The organism is Candidatus Ozemobacteraceae bacterium, from assembly GCA_035373905.1.
Lineage (GTDB): Bacteria > Muiribacteriota > Ozemobacteria > Ozemobacterales > Ozemobacteraceae > MWAR01.
In genome coordinates this window covers 39,438-56,830 of sequence record DAOSOK010000018.1, presented here as the reverse complement: position 1 = coordinate 56,830, position 17,393 = coordinate 39,438, and the positions used below count along the sequence as shown (strand labels likewise).

Here is a 17,393-nt window from a genome sequence, read left to right as displayed (position 1 = left end):
GCAGGTGCCTCCTTGAGCCGTTACCGCGAGTAGTACTCGATGATGAGCGATTCCTGAATCTTCGGATCGAGCTGAGCGCGCTCGGGCAGAGAAACGAACTTGCCCTTGCAGTTCTCGCGGTCGACGTCGAGCCAGGGGCTGGTTTCGCGGCTGATCGAGGCTTCCATGATGTCCTTGATGGTCTTGCGCAGCGAGCTGTTCTCGCGAAGGGCGATGACGTCGCCGGGGCGCAGCTGGTAGCTGGGGATGTTCACGCTGCGGTTGTTGACCGTGAAGTGGCCCTGGGTGACCCACATGCGGGCCTGGGCGCGGGAAATGCCGAAGCCCATGCGAAACACGACGTTGTCCAGGCGGGTTTCGAGCTCGTGCAGCAGGTTCACGCCGGTGTTGCCCGACTTGCGGCTGGCGATCTCGTAATACTTCTGGAACTGGCGCTCGAGAATCCCGTACATCTTGCGGACGCGCTGCTTCGCGCGCAGCTGGATCTCGTAGCCGGTCTGCTTCTTGTTGCCCATGCGGTCGGAACCGTGCTGGCCGGGAATCTTGGCGCGGCGCTTGATGGAACATTTGTCCGTGAAGCAGCGGGCGCCCTTGAGGAACAACGCGTCGCCTTCGCGGCGACAAATGCGGCAACTGGGTCCTGAATAGCGAGCCATATCGTTCTCCTTCTCAGACGCGGCGCCGCTTCGGAGGGCGGCAGCCATTGTGCGGAATGCCGGAGACATCCTTGATGAGGGTGACGTTCAGTCCGACAGTCTGAAGTGCGCGCACGGCGGATTCGCGGCTCATGCCGGGGCCGGCGACGTACACTTCGATCTCGCGCATGCCGAATTCGAGGGCCTTGCGTCCGACCACTTCGGAGGCGACCTGTGCCGCATACGGAGTTGACTTGCGGGAGCCGTGGAAATTGTTCGCGCCCGCGCTCGACCAGGCAAGCACGTTGCCGGTCATATCGGTGATCGAGATGATCGTGTTGTTGAAAGTCGACTGGATGTGCGCCTGGCCCTTGGCGACGATCTTTTTCTCACGCCGCTTGGCCCGGGACTTTACTTTGGGTCCGGTTTTAGCCATATCTGCTAACGCTCCTTGTGGATCCTATGAAGATTACTTGTTCTTGACGATGGACCGGCGGGGGCCCTTGCGCGTGCGGGCATTGGTGTGGGTGCGCTGACCGCGGACCGGAAGGCCCTTGCGGTGGCGGAGGCCACGATAGCAACCAATATCCATCAGGCGCTTGATCGACATCGACACTTCGCGGCGGAGGTCGCCCTCGACGCGGTAGTTCTGTTCGATGGCCTGCTTGATGAGACTGATCTCTTCTTCGGTGAGATCCTTCACGCGCTTGTCAGGACTGATCTTCGTCTTCTTGAGAATCTCACGGGACCGGGTCAGGCCGATTCCGTAGATATAGGGAAGAGCTGCTTCGATGCGCTTTTCCCGGGGCAGATCAACGCCGGCGATACGAGCCATTCTGATTTCCTCCTGTCAGCTCAACCCTGGCGCTGCTTGTGCCGGGGATTCTCGCAGATGACGCGGATGATTCCGCGCCGCTTGATGATTTTGCACTTTTCACAAATTTTCTTAACCGATGCCCGAACTCTCATGACTGCCTCCTGCAACAGTACGAAACGATGACGTGGGGAGTTTATTTGAACCGGTATACAATGCGTCCGCGCGACAGGTCGTAGGGCGTCAGCTCCACCGTCACCTTGTCGCCCGGCAGAATACGGATGTAGTGCATCCGCATCTTCCCGGAGATGTGGGCCAGAACGACGTGACCGTTCTCCAGCTCCACTTTGAACATGGCATTGGGAAGAGGCTCCAGCACCTTCCCGCCGACCTGAATGGTATCCGCTTTGGTCATTCCAATGACTTCCTCCAAGATTACCTGACCGGCAGATTGGTCAGCACGCGGGGGCCATCGCTGGTCACCGCAACCGAGTGTTCAAAGTGAGCCGAAAGACTTCCGTCTGCGGTCACAACGGTCCACCCGTCGTCCAGGACTCGAACCGCATAGGCGCCCATATTCACCATGGGTTCGATCGCCAGCACCATCCCCACTTCCAGCCGCGGTCCGACATGGGGAGGACCGAAGTTCGGGAGCGCCGGTTCTTCATGGAGCCGATGTCCGATGCCATGCCCGACGTAATCGCGCACCACGGAAAAACCGCGATGCTCGACATACGACTGGATGGCGTTCGAGATGTCGCCGAGCCTGTTCCCGGGGCGGGCCTGCTTGATGCCCTCCCACAGGGACTTCTCCGTGATCTCGAGGAATCGAGTGACGGCGTCGCTCGTCTTCCCGACCGGCAGGGTCACCGCCATGTCGGAAAACAGCCCGCCGCGCTTCAATCCGATGTCAAGGCTGATGATGTCGCCGTCCTGCAGCTTGCGCTTCTTCGAGGGAAATCCGTGTACCACCTGCTCGTTGACGCTGCAGCACAACGTCGACGGGTAACCGCGGTACCCCTTGAACGCAGGAACGGCGCCGGCCTTGCGTATCGCATCTTCGGCGAATCGGTCCAGTTCATAGGTGGTAACACCGGGATTGACCAGTAGTTTCACACCTTCGAGAACGGTGGCAAGGATGCCCCCGTTCTCCTGCATCACCCCGAGTTCCGCAGGGGTTTTCAGCGGAATCAAGGCTGTTTGAGAGAGTCAATTATACCACGAATCTTCGAAAAAATCATCTCGATTTTCCCGCTTCCTTCAACTTTGTGAAGGAGCTTGCGAGATCCGTAGTATTCGATCAGCGGCGACGTCTGGTCGTGATAGACCTTCAGCCGGTTCGAGATAACCTCGACCGTGTCATCCTTCCGCTGGATGAGCTCGCCGCCGCACTTGTCGCAGACGCCTTCCCGTTTCGAAGGCGTGAACTTCACGTGGTAGGGGGCCGAGCACCCCTTGCAGGTACGCCGCCCTGTCAGACGCTCGATGAGATCTTCGTCGGGAACGGTGATGGCGATCACGCCCGTGACGCCGCCGATCGTTGCAAGGGCCTTGTCGAGCTCCTGCGCCTGGCCGACCGTTCTCGGAAACCCGTCGAGGATGAACCCCTTCGCACAGTCCGCGTCCTCGATGCGCTTGAGCAGCACCGAAAGGACGAGCTCGTCGGGAACGAGGCCGCCCGATGTCACGAACGACTGCACTTTCTTTCCGAGTTCGGATCCGCTCGCGATCGCCGCGCGGAGCATGTCGCCGGTTGACACCTGCGGAACACCGTAGGTGTCAACCATCATCTTCGCCTGCGTGCCCTTCCCGGCGCCCGGAGGCCCCAGGAAGATCAGGTTCAGCCGCTTGCTCACCGCAGGCCCCGCTTCTTCATGAAGCCCTCGTAGTGTCGGGTGACGAGGTGCGATTCGAGCTGGCGCATGGTGTCCATCGCGACGCCGACAACGATCAGCAGCGCGGTTCCGCCGAAGTAGAACTGGACGTTCATGACCTTGATCAGGATGTTCGGGATCACGGCAATGATCGCGAGGAAGATACCGCCCGCCAGCGTGATGCGGGACAGGGTCTTTTCGAGATAATCGACGGTCGGCCGGCCAGCGCGGATGCCGGGAATGAAGCCGCCGTATTTCTTCATGTTGTCCGAGAGATCCTGGACGTTGAAGGTGATCGCGGTGTAGAAGTAGGTGAAGAACAGGATCAGCGCCGCGTAGATCACGAGGTAGCTGTAACTGTTATAGTTGAAAATATTCAACAACCAGAACACGATCGGATTCTTCACGATCTCCTGCATCGAGTCGAGACTCTGCACCCAGTTCGCGATCATCGAGGGGAACAGCAGGATCGAGCTCGCGAAGATGACCGGAATGACGCCGGCCTGGATGACGCGCAGCGGGATGAAGGTGTTCTGCCCGCCGTAGACGCGGCGGCCGACGACGCGCTTCGCATACTGGACCGGGATCTTCCGGACGCCGTCCTGGACCGTGACGATCGCCATGATGACCGAAACGATGATGATCAGCAGGAAAATCATCTTCACGACGTCATGGGCGTTTCCGGTGAACAGGGCGAACTGGTGAACGATGGCCTCGGGCAGCGAGGCGAGAATGCCGGCCGTGATCAGGATCGAGATGCCGTTCCCGATGCCACGGCTCGTCATCTGCTCGCCAAGCCACATGATGAAGGCGGTACCGGCCGTCAGCGTCGTCACGGCCATAATCTTGAACCCGAAGCCGGGATTTGAGACGACCTGGTACCGCTCCAGCATGAAGCTGATGCCGAACGCCTGCAGAGCGCCTATCAAAACCGTGCCGTAACGCGTATACTGGCTGATCAGCTTACGGCCCTCTTCGCCCTCTTCCTTGGCCAGGTGCTCGAGATACGGAATGACGTAGATCAGGAGCTGCATGATGATCGAGGCGTTGATGTAGGGCGCGATACCCAGGGCGAACACGGAGAACCGGCGCAGAGCACCGCCGGAGAACATGTTCAGGAAGCTCATCAGCTCAGACGTCGGAAGATTCTGGGTGAGCAGCTTCGCATCGATGCCGGGAGTCGGGATGTGCGTCCCGATCCGGAACACCACGATCATGCCGAGAGTGAAAAGGATGCGATTCCGGAGTTCCGGAATCTTCATCGAGTTTGCTAGGCTCTGGAACACGTTCAGATCACCTCGGCCTTGCCACCGGCCTTCTCGATCTTGGCCTTGGCGGATTCGGAGAACTGGTGAGCCTGGACGGTGAGCGACTTGGTGATCTCACCACGGGCAAGGATCTTGACGGGGGCCGTCAGGTTCTTCACGAGGCCCTTGTCGCACAGCAGCTCGGGGGTGACCTTCGTCCCGGCCTCGAAGATGTCGAGGGAGGCGAGGTTCACGACCGAGAAGACCACGCGGTGCGGGCTGTTGAAACCGCGCTTGGGCAGAAGGCGGGTGAGACGCATCTGGCCGCCTTCGAATCCGGCGTACGGATGCGGTTTGCCCGAGCGGGCGGTCTGGCCCTTGCCGCCGCGGGTGGATTCATTACCGTGGCCCGAACCCTTGCCGCGACCGATGCGCTTGCGTTTGTGGGTCGAACCAGCTGCTTTTTTCAGATTGGCGAGACTCAACATGGTGACGATCTCTCCTTACTTTACTTCAAGCCAGCGCTGCATCGCAGTGATCATTCCGAGAACCGCCTCGTTGGCGGGCAGAGTGACTTCCTGCTGGACGTGGCGAAGGCCAAGCGCCTTGATGGTGGCTTTCTGGCGCACGGTTGCCCCGATGGGGCTCTTGATGAGTTTGACGGTTACGTTCTTGTTCGCCATGATGCTGTCTCCTTACCCCTGAATGACCTGGGTCGGGGTGACGCCGCGCATCTTCGCGACATCCGGCACGCTGCGCATCGACTTGAGAGCCTGAAGCGCGGCCTTGGCGACGTTCACCGGGTTGTTCGAACCCACGCGCTTGGAAAGCATGTCCTTCACGCCGAGAGCTTCGGCAATGGCGCGGACGGCTCCGCCGGCGATGACGCCGGTTCCGGGGGCGGCGGGCTTCATGATGACGGAGGAAGCACCGAACTTGCCGATGTAGGGATGAGTCAGCGTGCCCTTGTTGAGCGGCACGTTGATCAGGTGCTTCTTCGCCTGCTCGAGGCCTTTGCGCACGGCATCCGGAACGGCTTTCGCCTTGCCCAGAGCGATGCCCACGCGGCCCTTCTGGTCACCGACGCAGACAAGAACCGAGAAGCCGAAATGCCGGCCGCCCTTGACGGTCTTGCTGACGCGGTTCACAGCGATGATCTTTTCTACGAACTCGTTCTCGACCTGCTCGCGGTCTCGGTCGCGGCGGGGACCGCGGTGATCGCGGTCGCGGCGCTCGCGGGGTTCGCGGGTCTCACGAGGATTAGCGGGGGTGTTGATCGTCATTTCATCTGCTCCTTAGAACTTCAGGCCGCCCGCCCTGGCACTCTCTGCCAGTTCCTTCACGCGACCGTGATAGCGGAATCCACCCTTGTCGAAAACCACGGCGGTGATGCCCTTGGCCTTCGCGCGCTCGGCGATCTTCTCACCGACGGCCTTGGCGCCGGTCTTGTTCCCGCCGTTTACCTTCTTCTCGCGCATCTCCTTCTCGTTCGAGCTGGCGGCGACCAGGGTCGTGCCTTTCTCGTCGTCGATGATCTGCGCGTAGATGTGGTTGATGCTGCGGAAAATGGCCAGTCGAGGCCGTTCCGCCGTGCCGGAGAAGTAAAAGCGGCTGCGCTTGTGGCGCCGTTCCCGCATTTCAGTCTTGTGGCTGACGCTACTCATCGTTCCCTGACTCCTTCAGTATGCTGCGGCATTACGCTGCGAGCTTCTTGCCTTCCTTGATCCGGACGACTTCGCCGGCGTATTTGATGCCGGTGCCCTTGTAGTGCTCGGGCGGTCTGATGTTCCGGATGTCGGCGGCGACCTGTCCGACGATCTCCTTGTCGGGGCCGGAGACGACGATCTTGTTCTGGCCTTCGACCTTCAGGGTGACTTCCTTCGGAGACTCGAAATCGACCGAGTGCGAATACCCGACGTTCAGGGTGACCTTGTGAGCACCCTCGGACTTCGCCTTGTAGCCGACGCCGACGATCTCCAGCTCCTTGTTGAAGCCGGTGTGACAACCGGTCACCATGTTCTGGAGAAGGCTGCGGACAAGCCCGAACTTCGCGCGAACGGCCTTTTCGCTGTTCTCGGGAATCGAGCAGATCAGATGGTCTTTCTCTTTCGCGATCGCGACTTCCGGGCACAACTCGCGCTTGAGGGTGCCCAGCTTGCCTTTGACCGTGACCACGTGGCCGTTGATGGTGACATCAACGCCCTGCGGGATGATAACGGGTTTCTTGCCAATGCGTGACATTCGTCTTCCTCCTGCTTACCAGACCTCGCAAAGGACTTCGCCGCCGACGCCGAGCTTGCGGGCTTCTTTGTCGGTCATGATGCCTTTGGAAGTGGAAAGAATGGCGACGCCGAGACCGCCCAGAACCTTCGGGACGGTGGCGACAGGCGAGTAGATCCGGCGGCCGGGCTTGGAAACGCGGCGCACGCCCTGCAGAATGCGGGCCTGCTTTTCGCCGAACTTGAGGAAGATCTTCAGATTGAACTTGTTCTGGAACTTGTAATACCTGAAGTCCCGGATGTAGCCTTCGCGCTTGAGCAGCTTCGCGATCTCGATCTTCATCTTGGAAGAAGGCATCTCGACGCTTTCCTGCTTCACGACATTGGCGTTCCGGATGCGGGTCAGCATGTCGCCGATAGGATCAGTCATGCTCATGATTCCGTCTCCTTACCAACTGGATTTCGTAATGCCCGGAATCTGACCCTTGGAAGCCAGGACCCGGAAGCAGATGCGGCACATCTGGAAATCACGCATGTAGCCGCGCGGGCGGCCGCAGATGTGGCAGCGATTGTAGTGACGCGTGGAAAACTTCGGTTCTCTCATCCATTTCTGGACCAACGAGGTCTTCGCCATATGGAACTCCTAACTCCTCAGCTCTTCTGTGCCTTGCGGAACGGCATGCCCAGCAGAGTGAGAAGCTCTCTGGCGTCGCCGTCGGTGCGGGCGGATGTGACGATCGTGATGTTCATGCCCTGGACCTTCTCGACGGAGTCGTACTTGATCTCAGGGAAAACCAGCTGCTCCTGCAGCCCCATGCTGTAGTTGCCGCGGCCGTCAAACGCCTTCGGCGACAGTCCGCGGAAGTCGCGGATGCGGGGGGTGACGATGGTGAACAGCTTGTCGAGGAAATAGAACGCGCGATCGCCGCGCAGCGTTACGCAGCATCCGATCGGCACGCCCTCGCGCAGCTTGAAGTTCGAGATCGACTTGCGCGCGCGGGTGACGACGGGTTTCTGGCCTGCAATCTGGGTCAACTCCGCCACGGCAGCATCCAGAAGCTTGCCGTTCTGGGTGGCGGCTCCGACGCCCATGTTGAGAACTACCTTGGTGATCCGCGGTACGGCCATCGGATTCTTGTGCTGCTCCAGAAGCTTCGGAGCAACTTCCTTCAGATACTTCTCTTTCAGCCTTGGAATCGACTTGGTCCCCGAAGCGGGGGCACCTGAACTGGTCTTTGCCATGCCGAACAACTCCTTTGTGTGACTATATTTTCAAAGACGCGACTTACTTGCGGCCGATGGGCTCGTTGCAGAGCTTGCAGATGCGGGAAGTCTCGCCGTTCTGAACCACGATGGTGGCCCGGGTGACCTTGTTGCACTTCGAGCAGACGAGCCCGACGCGGGACAAAGTGACAGGTCCTTCTTTCTGGATGATGCCGCCCTTGCCGATCTTCTTGCTGGGCTTCTGATGCCGTTTCGTGTAGTTCACGCCCTCGACATACGCTTGGCCCTTCGACGGATTGACCTGCAGGACGCGGCCCTTCTTGCCGGCATCGTCGCCGGTCAGAATGACGACCGTGTCATCCTTCTTGATGTGCGGCTTCTCGACCGCGCGCTTTGCCTTGACAGTCTTCAACATGATATGTCCGTCCTCCGCGCTCAGATGACCTCAGGGGCGAGCGAGACGATCTTCATGAACTGCTTCTCGCGAAGTTCACGAGCGACCGGCCCGAAAATGCGGGTGCCCTTGGGGTTGTTGTCGTTGGCGATAATGACGGCCGCGTTGTCATCGAACCGGATGTAGCTGCCATCGGCGCGCCTGTACTCTTTTTTCGTGCGAACGACGACCGCGCGCACGACTTCCTTCTTCTTCACGGTACCGTCGGGAAGAGCGTCCTTCACCGAGGCGATGATGATGTCGCCCAGGCTCCCGAAAGTTCTCGTCGAGCCGCCCATGACGCGGATGCACAGGAGTTCCTTGGCACCCGTGTTGTCAGCAACACGAAGTCTTGATTCTGCGCAAATCATTCTCCACTCTCCTTGGCTTCCTCGACATCAGCGGCCTGACCGTGGGCGATCACCTCGCGGACGATCCAGTGCTTGGTCTTGCTGACCGGCCGGCACTCTTCGACACGAACCATATCGCCTACTTTACAAATGCTTTCCTCGTCGTGGGCGAGGAAGGTGGTGCTGCGCTTGATGTACTTTTTGTACCGGGGATGCTGAACCATGCCCTCGATCCGTACTTTCACGGTCTTCGCGGTGTGTCCCGCGACGACGCGACCTACGCGGCTCCGGCGGTGTGACTTGTTGTTTTCCATTGTACCCTCCTGCTATTAGAACGGCAGCCGGCCGGCGTTCAGCTCGCGCTGTAGAGCCTGGATCCGCTCGAGTTCGTTCAGCTTCGTGCGCTTGGTTTCCTTGAGAGAGGCGATTTGAGAAGCTTCATTTAACCCCATGGAGACGAGTTTGTCAAGGAACTTCTTCCTGATCTGGAAGTTCTCGTTCCGGAGGCGCTGGTTGGAAGCGCGCAACGCGGCTTCGTCTTTCGCCCCGCGGCTGGTCTTGATGCGCTCGGAAAGCTTATTGCGGATCGTCTTGAGAAGCTCGCTAACCTTCTGGTCGACATCGGCGCGGATCTCGCGCTTCACCTGATTCGCCTTGCCCGACAGGGTCTGCTTGAGCATGGCGATCTTATCGGCGAGCGTGTGGGCGCGCGAATCGATGCCCTTCTTCTGGAGCATCGCCTGATACTCGTCGGCCAGCTGCTTCTTGATCGCATCGGTGCGGAGCTTATTGATGAAGGTCTGCACGCGGGCGATGTTGCGGCGGACGAGCTTGATTCTTGACGGATTGGCCAGCTGACCGGTCACGACCTGGAAGCGCAGGTTGAACAGTTCTTCCTTGAAGTGGCGGTACTTTTCCTCGAGTTCGTGCTCGCTGAGCTGGGTGAAATCTTCACGATTCTTCATGGCGTATCACCTTTTCACTTACTTACTGGTTGGACACGACGTGCGTGCGGATCGGCAGCTTGTGGCCGGCCTGGGACAGAGATTCGATGGCGATGTTCGCGGGAACGCCTTCGAGCTCGAACAGAATGCGGCCGGGCTTCACGACGGCGACCCAGAACTCGGGGGCGCCTTTTCCCTTGCCCATGCGGGTTTCGAGGGGTTTCTTCGAAACCGGCTTGTCGGGGAACACGCGGATCCACATCTTGCCCGCGCGCTTGACGGTGCGGGTGATGACCTTACGGGCCGCTTCGATCTGGGCGGCGGTCATCCAGCAGCACTCCAGGGCCTGAAGGCCGAACGTGCCGAACGCCAGATAGCTTCCGCCCTTGCTCATGCCGCACATGCGGCCGCGCTGTTGCTTGCGGTATTTCGTACGAGCCGGGATCAACATGGTTCTTCAGCTCCTTCGTCGACTCAGAACGTGTTCTCGCGGGCCGGTGCGGCTTCGACCGGAGCGGTCCGGCCAAGCTTCTCGCCCTTGAACACCCACACCTTGACGCCCACGCACCCGAAGGTGGTGATGGCGGTTTCGGTGGCGTAATCGATGTCGGCACGCAGAGTGTGCAGAGGCACGCGGCCTTCGCGAACCCATTCCACGCGGCTGATTTCAGCGCCGCCGAGGCGGCCCGAGCAGGTGATCTTGATGCCTTCCGCGCCGGAGCGCAGGCAGCGGCCGATGACCTGGCGCATCGCGCGGCGATGCGAAATGCGCTTTTCGAGTTGCATCGCAACGTTCTCGGCGATGAGCTTGGCTTCGCTGTCAGGATGCTTGATCTCCTGGATCGCCAGGAACACCGACTTGTTGGTGAGCTTCTCGAGTTCCTTCTTCAGGATCTCGACGCGCTCGCCGCCGCGGCCGATGATGACGCCGGGCTTGGCGGTGAAGATCGTGACCTTCACCTTGGTGTTCGACTTGCGCTCGATCTCGATGCGGCCGATGCCCTCGCGGGGAAACTGCTTCTTGTCGATGAAGTTGCGGATCTTCACATCCTCGTGGAGGAAGTTCGCGTAATCACTGCGCTTGGCGAACCACCTGGAGTCCCAGGTGCGGGTGATGCCGAGCCGGATGCTGATAGGATTGATTTTCTGTCCCATTGTCAGTTTCCTCCCTGGGCCTTCGGGGTCTTCGGAGTCTTGGCCTTGGCGGCGGTCTTGGTTCCGGCCGACTTGGTCGATTTCGCCTTCTTTTCGCCGGCTTCAGCCTTGGCTTCCTTGGTGGCGGCGGTTTGCGTAGCCTTGATGATCTTGCTCATCTGGACCTTCTCGCGAAGGACGATGACGGCATGGGCCGTCCGCTTGCGGATGCGGCAGGCGCGGCCGCGGGCGCGGGCCATGAAGCGGCGCATGGTGGGGCCGCCGTCGACGAGCACCTTAGCGACGAACAGGCTGTCGGCCTTCAGCTCGTGGTTGTTGCTCGCGTTCGCGATGGCGGACTCGAGCAGCTTCTTGAGGATCGGGGCGCCGCTCTTGGGCATGAAGCTCAGGATGCCGAGCGCTTCGTCCACGCTCTTGCCGCGGATCTCGTCGGCGATCAACCGGAGCTTGCGCGGGCTGATGCGTACGTTGCTGATGCGGGCGCGGGGAATGTCGACGAGGTCGATCAGCCGCTTCTTCTCGGCCCAGGTCAGCTTCCCGACCAGCGGGTATTCCTTGACGTAGCGGATCTTGGCGTCTTTGTCCTTGCCGTGGGGATGCGTGATCTCCTGCTTCTTGCTGTAGAGGCCGGCCTGGGTCAGAATGCGCTCGATCTTGGCGTGGCTGTTCTTGGTTTCCAGCCCCTTGATCATGCGCATGCCGTTGAAGACGTCAACGTTATCTGGAATCGTGACTCCAACAATTCGCAACATGTCTGTGGATCTCCTTCGATTACTTCGGGGCCGCAGCCTTTTCGCCGGACGAGTGACTCTTGAATGTCCTGGTGGCGGCGAATTCGCCGAGCTTGTGGCCGACCATGTTCTCGGTGATGAACACCGGAACGTGCTTGCGGCCGTTGTGAACCGCGATCGTGTGTCCGACCATGGTCGGGTAGATGGTGGAGGAGCGCGACCAGGTCCGGATCTGCCGCTTCTCGTTGGCGCGGTTCATGGTCTCGATGCGCTTCATCAGGCGTTCTTCAACAAACGGGGGCTTCTTGCTCATGGTCGTTCTCCCTTATTTCTTCCGGCGAGAGATGATGTACTTGTTGGAGGCGTTCTTGCGCTTGCGGGTCTTCATGCCCTTTGCGGGCTGGCCCCACAGGGACACCGGAACGCGACCGCGGCTGTTCTTGCCTTCACCGCCGCCGTGCGGGTGATCGCAGGGGTTCATGACCGCGCCGCGGACGAACGGGCGCCAGCCCTTCCAGCGGTTACGGCCGGCTTTTCCCATGCTGATGTTCATGTGATCCTGGTTGCCGACGGTTCCGACAACGGCGCGGCACTCGAGCGGGATCTTGCGCATTTCACCGGAGGGCATGATGATCTGGGCGAAACCGCCTTCCTTGCCGGCCAGCTGGCAGTGGGCGCCGGCCGAGCGGGCGATCTGGGCGCCCTTGCCAGGCTTCATCTCAATGTGGTGAAGGGTCGAACCGAGGGGGATGTCCTTCAGTTGCAGGCAGTTGCCCAGAACGATGTCCGAGTGCTTGCCGTTCTCGATGATCTGGCCGACCTTGAGGCCCTCGGGGGCGATGATATAGCACTTCTCGCCGTCCTTGTAGCTGATCAGCGCGATGCGGGCGGTGCGGTTCGGATCGTATTCGATCGTCTCGACCCGGCCGGGGATCCCGTCCTTGGTCCGCTTGAAGTCGATGATGCGGTAGAACCGCTTGCTGCCGCCGCCGCGATGTCGCTGCGTCACGTGACCGTGATGGTTGCGGCCGGCCGCTTTCTCGAGCCTCTCGGTGAGGGGCTTGTAGGGTTTGTCAGTGGTGATTTCCTCGAACCCGTAGCCTTCCATGACGCGGCGGGACGGGGTCATCGGGCGATATGTCTTGATGCTCATTGTTGGCTCCTCTTACTCGTCCGCCGTCAGGCGATTCCTTCGAAGAAGGCGATCGAATCAGCCGGATTCAGCGTGACGACGGCCTTCTTCCAGGAGGAGGTGAAGCCGGTGCTCATGCCGCGGCGCTTCGCCTTCGGATGCACGTTCACGGTGTTCACCTTCTCGACGCGCACCTTGAACAGGACTTCGATAGCGTCCTTGATCTGGTGCTTGTTGGCGGTCTTGGCGACGCGGAACTGGTAAATCTTCTCACCCATGCGTTCGTAGCTCTTCTCAGAGACGATGGGCTGCAAAATGATGTCCTGCGGGGTCTTCATTTGTTCAGCGCCTCCTCGAGGGTCTTGAGGGCCGCGTCGCTGATCGCGACATGGCCGTATTTGAGCAGATCGACCACGTTCACCTGCAGCGGCGTGACGGCCTTCACGTTCTTCATGTTGCGCACGGCGCGGCGGGTGGCTTCCGTCATCTCGGCGACGACGAGCAGCGTGTTCTCGATCTTGTGGCTCTCCATGAACTTCACGACGTCGGCGGTCTTGCCGCTGTCGAACGTCAGGCCCTTCACGATCCGGACGCGGTCATTCGCGGCCAGCTCGGTGAGAACGCCGCAGAGAGCGCGATCAACGGTCTTGCGAGTCGGGCGGATGTCGAACGCGTGCGGCCGGGGGCCGAACGTGCAGCCGCCGCCAGGCCACAGCGGAGAGCGGGTGCTGCCCACGCGGGCGCGGGCGGTGCCCTTCTGGCGCCACGGCTTGCGACCGCCGCCGCTGACTTCGCTGCGGGTCTTCGTGTTCGTGGTTCCCTGGCGCTCGTTGTTGAGCTGGGCCTTCACGACGTCGTTGATGGTCTGGGGATGCGACTTGTTGGCGAACACGGCATCGCTCAGCGTGACGGAGCCCGCCGACGTCCCCTGCATGTTATACAATTTGGCTTCCATGATGTCCTCCGTTACTGCGCGCGCCGGATGATGACGAGGCCGTTGCTGGCGCCCGGGATCGAGCCCTTCACCAGTAGCAGATTCTTCTGCTCGTCGACCTTGACGATCTTGAGGTCCTTGACGGTGCGGCGGACGTTGCCCATCTGACCGGGAAGCTTCTTTCCCTTCCAGGTGCGGCTGGCTTCCTGGCCCGAACCGGTCGAACCGGTGGCGCGGGAGCGATCCGATGCGCCGTGGGTGATCGGCTGTCCATTGAAGTTGTGGCGCTCCATCGCGCCGGAAAAACCCTTGCCCTTGCTGGTGCCGGTAACGTGAACCGTCTCGCCTTCCTTGAACATCGAAACGTTGATCTCGGTGTTCGGCATGATGGCTTCGATCTCGTCGGCAGGCAGGCTGCGGACGAACCGGAACGGTTTGACCTCGGCCTTTTCGAACATACCCCGGAGAGGTTTGTTCAGCAGGCGGGCCACGGCTTCCTTGCGGATCTCGCGGTAACCGACCTGAACGTTCTTCTCACCCTTGCGGATGACGGTGCAGGGACCGGCACTGATGACGGTCACTGGCACGACATCACCATTATCCGTGAAAATTTGGGTCATACCCAGTTTGGTTCCCAATATTGCCTTGACGCCCATTGCTTTCCTCCTTTTCCTCAGGAATTACAGCATCTTGATCTCGATGTTGACGCCCGAGGGCAGGTCCATGTTCATCAGAGAATCGACCGTCTGGGAGGACGGACTATACAGGTCGATATTGCGCTTGTGAATGCGCATTTCGAACTGCTCGCGCGAATCCTTGTTGACGAAGGGCGACCGCAGGACCGTATACTTACGGATTTCGGTGGGCATCGGGATGGGGCCGGAGATCCGGGTCCCGGTGCGGCGAACCGTGTCGCAGATCCTTGCGACCGACTGGTCCAGCAGGCGATGATCGAACGCCTTCAGGGACAGCCGCATCTTCTGTTTGGCCATATCGTGATATCCTCCTTGGATATTTTTCCATCATTAAACCGTGGGTAAGAAGTTTCAGTATACCAGAAAAATCAACCTGCCGCCAGTTGTTGGGGCTGAAGCCGTCGCCCGGTCATTCCGAGAATTTTCTCGGCGACCGAGTCGGGGACCAGATCGTAATGGGAGATTTCCATCGTGAACGTCGCGCGGCCTTGTGAGAGCGACCGAAGCTGCGTCGAGTATCCGAACATGTCCGACAGGGGGGTCTGGCAATCGATGACACGAACATCTTCTCGCATCTCGACATTCAGGACCTTGCCGCGACGAGCGTTGATATTGCCGATGATATCGCCCATATACTGGTCGGGCGTCTCGATCTCCACCTTCATGAACGGCTCGAGAAGCACCGGTGAAGCCTTGACGAGCGCATCCTTCGTGGCCTCGAACGCGGCATTGCGGAACGCGAGATCCGAGCTGTCGACCGCGTGATACGAACCGTCGAGCAGCGTCGCCTTCACATCGACCATCGGGAAGCCGGCGATCACGCCGTCCGCCAGCGCATCCTTGACGCCCTGTTCGACGCCCTTGATGTATTCGCGGGGAATCACGCCGCCGACCGTCGCGTTGATGAACTCGAAGCCCTTACCGCGCTCAATCGGCTCGATAGTCAGGACGACATGACCATACTGGCCGCGACCGCCCGTCTGTTTGACGTACCGACATTCGCCCTTCGCGGATCGGCGGATGCCCTCCTTGTATGCGACCTGCGGCCTGCCGATGCTCGCCTGGACCTTGAACTCGCGGATGATGCGATCGACGATGATCTCGAGGTGAAGTTCTCCCATTCCGGCGATGATCGTCTGGCCAGTATCCTGGTCGATTTTCGCCTTGAAGGTCGGGTCTTCCTCCATGAGGGCGTTGAGCACCATTCCGAGCTTGGCAAGGTCGGCCTGGGTCTTCGGTTCAATAGCGACAGATATGACGGTTTCGGGGAACTTGATCGACTCCATCAGAACCTGGAAGTCGCCGCTGGCGATGGTATCGCCGGTGCCGACCCGTTTGAGGCCGACCGCTGCGACGATGTCGCCGGCCTTCGCGGACGCGAGGTCCTGGCGCTGGTTGGCGTGCATCTGGAGCAGGCGGCCGATACGGTCTTTCTGGCTTCTCGTAACGTTCATGACCTGCGTCCCTGCGTCGAGCGTGCCTGAATATACCCGGAGATATACCAGCTTGCCGATGTGGGGGTCAGTCATGATCTTGAACACGAGAGCCGCGAACGGGGCCTCGGGATCGGCCGGAACTTCGATCTCTTCGCCGGTTCTGGCGTCGGTGCCGCGAGCGGCCGGAATGTCGAGGGGAGACGGCAGGTAGTCGACGACGGCGTCGAGAAGGGCCTGAACGCCCTTGTTCTTGAACGCCGAGCCGCAGATGACGGGGAACAGCTTACCCTTGATCGTGGCTTCGCGAAGCGTCGCCTTGACGATGGCCGGGTCTATCGGCTGGTCCTCGAGATACTTCTCGAGAATCTCGTCGTTGTAGGTCGAAAGACACTCGAGAAGGTACCCACGAGCCTCTTCGGCCTGGTGTTTCAGACTCTCCGGGATCGGCTGAATCTCGAACTCCGTTCCCTTGTTTTCAGGGTCCTCGGGCCACACATGGGCTTCCATCGTGACCAGATCGACGTGACCGATAAACTTGGCCTCTGCACCGATCGGAATAACGATCGGCACAGGGCGGGCCATCAACCGTTCCTTGATCTGTTTCACGACCTTGGCGAAGTTGGCGCCGACCCGATCCATCTTGTTGACGAAAGCGATGCGGGGAACACCGTATTTATTGGCCTGCCGCCAGACGGTTTCGGACTGCGGCTGTACGCCTCCGACGGCGCAGAACACCACGACACCGCCGTCCAGGACACGCAGCGACCGCTCAACTTCGGCGGTGAAATCCACGTGCCCGGGTGTGTCTATGATGTTGATGTCACAATCCTGCCAATGGCACTTCGTGGCGGCGCTCGTGATGGTAATGCCGCGCTCCTGCTCCTGGACCATCCAGTCCATGGTGGCTGTGCCTTCATGGACTTCGCCCAGCTTGTAGCTCCGACCCGTGTAGTAGAGAATGCGTTCGGACGTGGTCGTCTTGCCGGCATCGATATGTGCTATGATGCCGATGTTGCGCACCTTTTTCATTGATTCACGGGCGGTCATGATGGATTTCCTTCAGCCGGAGCAGCGGCTTTACCAGACACGGTTCACACGCGATAATGCGCAAAAGCCTTGTTGGCTTCGGCCATGCGGTGAACTTCATCGCGCTTCTTCATAGTAGCGCCGGTATTTTTGACGATTTCGACGAACTCGCCGGCCAGACGGTCGGCCATCGACTTTTCCTTGCGGGCCCGGCTGAAGCCGAGGATCCAGCGGAAAGCGAGAGCGATCGCGCGGTCCTGCTTCACTTCGACCGGCACCTGGTAGTTGGCGCCGCCGATGCGCTTGCTGCGGACTTCGACGATCGGTTTGGCCATGTCGATGGTCTTCTTGAACAGCTCGAGAGGATTCTCGTTGTTGTTCGCCTTAGACAGCTTCTCGACGGCGGTGTAGAAAATGCGGGTGGCGATGCTGCGCTTCCCGCGCTCCATCAGATTGTTGATGAAGCGGGTAACGAGCTTGGAGTTGTAGACGGAATCAGGCGTCAGATCACGCTTGACAACATGTCCTCGACGAGGCATCTTCT

The 17,393-nt window shown here is 60.0% G+C and carries 29 protein-coding genes and 2 pseudogenes; all 31 read right to left on the bottom strand.

Annotated elements, in window-relative coordinates; translation table 11 throughout:
* Positions 1–20 precede the first annotated feature (20 nt).
* Complete coding sequence (gene rpsD / locus PLU72_10670; protein HOT28642.1) at positions 21–656, bottom strand: 30S ribosomal protein S4; 636 nt, start codon at positions 654–656, stop codon at positions 21–23.
* Positions 657–669: 13 nt separating this feature from the next.
* Positions 670–1,071 (bottom strand): 30S ribosomal protein S11, encoded by a 402-nt coding sequence (gene rpsK / locus PLU72_10665; protein ID HOT28641.1) that lies wholly within the window; start codon positions 1,069–1,071, stop codon positions 670–672.
* A 33-nt stretch (positions 1,072–1,104) separates the two neighbouring features.
* Positions 1,105–1,470, bottom strand: a complete 366-nt coding sequence (rpsM, locus tag PLU72_10660; protein ID HOT28640.1) for a 30S ribosomal protein S13 — start codon at positions 1,468–1,470, stop codon at positions 1,105–1,107.
* A gap of 20 nt (positions 1,471–1,490) precedes the next feature.
* Positions 1,491–1,604, bottom strand: coding sequence for a 50S ribosomal protein L36 (rpmJ, locus tag PLU72_10655; protein ID HOT28639.1), 114 nt, complete (start codon positions 1,602–1,604; stop codon positions 1,491–1,493).
* 41 nt (positions 1,605–1,645) lie between these two features.
* On the bottom strand, positions 1,646–1,864 hold the full coding sequence (gene infA, locus PLU72_10650; GenBank protein HOT28638.1) for a translation initiation factor IF-1: 219 nt from the start codon (positions 1,862–1,864) through the stop codon (positions 1,646–1,648).
* A gap of 20 nt (positions 1,865–1,884) precedes the next feature.
* Positions 1,885–2,643 (bottom strand): type I methionyl aminopeptidase, encoded by a 759-nt coding sequence (gene map / locus PLU72_10645; GenBank protein ID HOT28637.1) that lies wholly within the window; start codon positions 2,641–2,643, stop codon positions 1,885–1,887.
* Positions 2,640–3,293 (bottom strand): adenylate kinase, encoded by a 654-nt coding sequence (locus tag PLU72_10640; GenBank protein HOT28636.1) that lies wholly within the window; start codon positions 3,291–3,293, stop codon positions 2,640–2,642. The genes map and PLU72_10640 overlap by 4 nt, the downstream gene beginning before the upstream one ends.
* Positions 3,294–3,301: 8 nt before the next feature.
* Positions 3,302–4,585 (bottom strand): preprotein translocase subunit SecY, encoded by a 1,284-nt coding sequence (secY, locus tag PLU72_10635; GenBank protein ID HOT28635.1) that lies wholly within the window; start codon positions 4,583–4,585, stop codon positions 3,302–3,304.
* A 26-nt stretch (positions 4,586–4,611) separates the two neighbouring features.
* A complete protein-coding gene (gene rplO, locus PLU72_10630; protein ID HOT28634.1) occupies positions 4,612–5,055 on the bottom strand; it encodes a 50S ribosomal protein L15 in 444 nt (147 codons plus the stop codon).
* Positions 5,056–5,073: 18 nt separating this feature from the next.
* A complete protein-coding gene (gene rpmD / locus PLU72_10625; GenBank protein HOT28633.1) occupies positions 5,074–5,253 on the bottom strand; it encodes a 50S ribosomal protein L30 in 180 nt (59 codons plus the stop codon).
* A 12-nt stretch (positions 5,254–5,265) separates the two neighbouring features.
* On the bottom strand, positions 5,266–5,853 hold the full coding sequence (gene rpsE / locus PLU72_10620) for a 30S ribosomal protein S5 (protein HOT28632.1): 588 nt from the start codon (positions 5,851–5,853) through the stop codon (positions 5,266–5,268).
* A gap of 12 nt (positions 5,854–5,865) precedes the next feature.
* Positions 5,866–6,234, bottom strand: coding sequence for a 50S ribosomal protein L18 (rplR, locus tag PLU72_10615; GenBank protein ID HOT28631.1), 369 nt, complete (start codon positions 6,232–6,234; stop codon positions 5,866–5,868).
* A 31-nt stretch (positions 6,235–6,265) separates the two neighbouring features.
* On the bottom strand, positions 6,266–6,811 hold the full coding sequence (gene rplF, locus PLU72_10610; protein HOT28630.1) for a 50S ribosomal protein L6: 546 nt from the start codon (positions 6,809–6,811) through the stop codon (positions 6,266–6,268).
* A 15-nt stretch (positions 6,812–6,826) separates the two neighbouring features.
* Positions 6,827–7,225, bottom strand: a complete 399-nt coding sequence (gene rpsH / locus PLU72_10605; protein HOT28629.1) for a 30S ribosomal protein S8 — start codon at positions 7,223–7,225, stop codon at positions 6,827–6,829.
* A gap of 12 nt (positions 7,226–7,237) precedes the next feature.
* The gene (locus PLU72_10600; GenBank protein ID HOT28628.1) at positions 7,238–7,423 is read right to left on the bottom strand and encodes a type Z 30S ribosomal protein S14; all 186 of its coding nucleotides are present in this window, start codon (positions 7,421–7,423) and stop codon (positions 7,238–7,240) included.
* A 17-nt stretch (positions 7,424–7,440) separates the two neighbouring features.
* Positions 7,441–7,986 (bottom strand): 50S ribosomal protein L5, encoded by a 546-nt coding sequence (rplE, locus tag PLU72_10595; GenBank protein HOT28627.1) that lies wholly within the window; start codon positions 7,984–7,986, stop codon positions 7,441–7,443.
* An 88-nt stretch (positions 7,987–8,074) separates the two neighbouring features.
* A complete protein-coding gene (gene rplX / locus PLU72_10590) occupies positions 8,075–8,428 on the bottom strand; it encodes a 50S ribosomal protein L24 (protein ID HOT28626.1) in 354 nt (117 codons plus the stop codon).
* Positions 8,429–8,448: 20 nt separating this feature from the next.
* A complete protein-coding gene (rplN, locus tag PLU72_10585; GenBank protein HOT28625.1) occupies positions 8,449–8,817 on the bottom strand; it encodes a 50S ribosomal protein L14 in 369 nt (122 codons plus the stop codon).
* Positions 8,814–9,110, bottom strand: coding sequence for a 30S ribosomal protein S17 (gene rpsQ / locus PLU72_10580; protein HOT28624.1), 297 nt, complete (start codon positions 9,108–9,110; stop codon positions 8,814–8,816). The genes rplN and rpsQ overlap by 4 nt, the downstream gene beginning before the upstream one ends.
* A gap of 471 nt (positions 9,111–9,581) precedes the next feature.
* A pseudogene (gene rpmC, locus PLU72_10575) lies at positions 9,582–9,761 on the bottom strand (50S ribosomal protein L29).
* Positions 9,762–9,783: 22 nt separating this feature from the next.
* A complete protein-coding gene (gene rplP, locus PLU72_10570; protein ID HOT28623.1) occupies positions 9,784–10,191 on the bottom strand; it encodes a 50S ribosomal protein L16 in 408 nt (135 codons plus the stop codon).
* A gap of 23 nt (positions 10,192–10,214) precedes the next feature.
* Positions 10,215–10,895, bottom strand: a complete 681-nt coding sequence (gene rpsC, locus PLU72_10565) for a 30S ribosomal protein S3 (GenBank protein ID HOT28622.1) — start codon at positions 10,893–10,895, stop codon at positions 10,215–10,217.
* A gap of 164 nt (positions 10,896–11,059) precedes the next feature.
* Positions 11,060–11,386: pseudogene (gene rplV / locus PLU72_10560) on the bottom strand (50S ribosomal protein L22).
* 280 nt (positions 11,387–11,666) lie between these two features.
* Positions 11,667–11,939 carry a 30S ribosomal protein S19 gene (gene rpsS / locus PLU72_10555; GenBank protein HOT28621.1) on the bottom strand — a complete coding sequence of 91 codons (273 nt, stop codon included), beginning with the start codon at positions 11,937–11,939 and terminating at the stop codon, positions 11,667–11,669.
* 12 nt (positions 11,940–11,951) lie between these two features.
* On the bottom strand, positions 11,952–12,779 hold the full coding sequence (rplB, locus tag PLU72_10550) for a 50S ribosomal protein L2 (GenBank protein ID HOT28620.1): 828 nt from the start codon (positions 12,777–12,779) through the stop codon (positions 11,952–11,954).
* Positions 12,780–12,805: 26 nt separating this feature from the next.
* On the bottom strand, positions 12,806–13,096 hold the full coding sequence (rplW, locus tag PLU72_10545; GenBank protein HOT28619.1) for a 50S ribosomal protein L23: 291 nt from the start codon (positions 13,094–13,096) through the stop codon (positions 12,806–12,808).
* On the bottom strand, positions 13,093–13,713 hold the full coding sequence (rplD, locus tag PLU72_10540; GenBank protein ID HOT28618.1) for a 50S ribosomal protein L4: 621 nt from the start codon (positions 13,711–13,713) through the stop codon (positions 13,093–13,095). The genes rplW and rplD overlap by 4 nt, the downstream gene beginning before the upstream one ends.
* An 11-nt stretch (positions 13,714–13,724) precedes the next feature.
* The gene (rplC, locus tag PLU72_10535; GenBank protein HOT28617.1) at positions 13,725–14,348 is read right to left on the bottom strand and encodes a 50S ribosomal protein L3; all 624 of its coding nucleotides are present in this window, start codon (positions 14,346–14,348) and stop codon (positions 13,725–13,727) included.
* A 24-nt stretch (positions 14,349–14,372) separates the two neighbouring features.
* Positions 14,373–14,684: a 30S ribosomal protein S10 gene (gene rpsJ, locus PLU72_10530; GenBank protein HOT28616.1), complete on the bottom strand. Its 312-nt coding sequence runs from the start codon at positions 14,682–14,684 to the stop codon at positions 14,373–14,375.
* 71 nt (positions 14,685–14,755) lie between these two features.
* Positions 14,756–16,870: an elongation factor G gene (gene fusA, locus PLU72_10525; GenBank protein ID HOT28615.1), complete on the bottom strand. Its 2,115-nt coding sequence runs from the start codon at positions 16,868–16,870 to the stop codon at positions 14,756–14,758.
* Between the two features lie 44 nt (positions 16,871–16,914).
* Positions 16,915–17,388, bottom strand: coding sequence for a 30S ribosomal protein S7 (gene rpsG / locus PLU72_10520; GenBank protein ID HOT28614.1), 474 nt, complete (start codon positions 17,386–17,388; stop codon positions 16,915–16,917).
* Positions 17,389–17,393 lie beyond the last annotated feature (5 nt).

Bases quoted from the DNA above. Each gene is read 5' to 3' on its own strand.
- rpsS (HOT28621.1), bottom strand. From the start codon at position 11,939: ATGAGCAAGAAGCCCCCGTTTGTTGAAGAACGCCTGATGAAGCGCATC.
- rpsG (HOT28614.1), bottom strand. From the start codon at position 17,388: ATGCCTCGTCGAGGACATGTTGTCAAGCGTGATCTGACGCCTGATTCC.
- rpsE (HOT28632.1), bottom strand. From the start codon at position 5,853: ATGACGATCAACACCCCCGCTAATCCTCGTGAGACCCGCGAACCCCGC.
- rplB (HOT28620.1), bottom strand. From the start codon at position 12,779: ATGAGCATCAAGACATATCGCCCGATGACCCCGTCCCGCCGCGTCATG.
- infA (HOT28638.1), bottom strand. From the start codon at position 1,864: ATGACCAAAGCGGATACCATTCAGGTCGGCGGGAAGGTGCTGGAGCCT.
- rpsJ (HOT28616.1), bottom strand. From the start codon at position 14,684: ATGGCCAAACAGAAGATGCGGCTGTCCCTGAAGGCGTTCGATCATCGC.
- rpsC (HOT28622.1), bottom strand. From the start codon at position 10,895: ATGGGACAGAAAATCAATCCTATCAGCATCCGGCTCGGCATCACCCGC.
- rplR (HOT28631.1), bottom strand. From the start codon at position 6,234: ATGAGTAGCGTCAGCCACAAGACTGAAATGCGGGAACGGCGCCACAAG.
- rplW (HOT28619.1), bottom strand. From the start codon at position 13,096: ATGAAGACCCCGCAGGACATCATTTTGCAGCCCATCGTCTCTGAGAAG.
- rpsM (HOT28640.1), bottom strand. From the start codon at position 1,470: ATGGCTCGTATCGCCGGCGTTGATCTGCCCCGGGAAAAGCGCATCGAA.
- rplN (HOT28625.1), bottom strand. From the start codon at position 8,817: ATGATTTGCGCAGAATCAAGACTTCGTGTTGCTGACAACACGGGTGCC.
- rpmD (HOT28633.1), bottom strand. From the start codon at position 5,253: ATGGCGAACAAGAACGTAACCGTCAAACTCATCAAGAGCCCCATCGGG.
- rpsQ (HOT28624.1), bottom strand. From the start codon at position 9,110: ATGGAAAACAACAAGTCACACCGCCGGAGCCGCGTAGGTCGCGTCGTC.
- rplD (HOT28618.1), bottom strand. From the start codon at position 13,713: ATGGAAGCCAAATTGTATAACATGCAGGGGACGTCGGCGGGCTCCGTC.
- rpsD (HOT28642.1), bottom strand. From the start codon at position 656: ATGGCTCGCTATTCAGGACCCAGTTGCCGCATTTGTCGCCGCGAAGGC.
- secY (HOT28635.1), bottom strand. From the start codon at position 4,585: ATGAAGATTCCGGAACTCCGGAATCGCATCCTTTTCACTCTCGGCATG.
- PLU72_10600 (HOT28628.1), bottom strand. From the start codon at position 7,423: ATGGCGAAGACCTCGTTGGTCCAGAAATGGATGAGAGAACCGAAGTTT.
- rpmJ (HOT28639.1), bottom strand. From the start codon at position 1,604: ATGAGAGTTCGGGCATCGGTTAAGAAAATTTGTGAAAAGTGCAAAATC.
- rplC (HOT28617.1), bottom strand. From the start codon at position 14,348: ATGGGCGTCAAGGCAATATTGGGAACCAAACTGGGTATGACCCAAATT.
- rplX (HOT28626.1), bottom strand. From the start codon at position 8,428: ATGTTGAAGACTGTCAAGGCAAAGCGCGCGGTCGAGAAGCCGCACATC.
- rpsH (HOT28629.1), bottom strand. From the start codon at position 7,225: ATGAGCATGACTGATCCTATCGGCGACATGCTGACCCGCATCCGGAAC.
- rplP (HOT28623.1), bottom strand. From the start codon at position 10,191: ATGTTGATCCCGGCTCGTACGAAATACCGCAAGCAACAGCGCGGCCGC.
- rpsK (HOT28641.1), bottom strand. From the start codon at position 1,071: ATGGCTAAAACCGGACCCAAAGTAAAGTCCCGGGCCAAGCGGCGTGAG.
- fusA (HOT28615.1), bottom strand. From the start codon at position 16,870: ATGACCGCCCGTGAATCAATGAAAAAGGTGCGCAACATCGGCATCATA.
- rplF (HOT28630.1), bottom strand. From the start codon at position 6,811: ATGTCACGCATTGGCAAGAAACCCGTTATCATCCCGCAGGGCGTTGAT.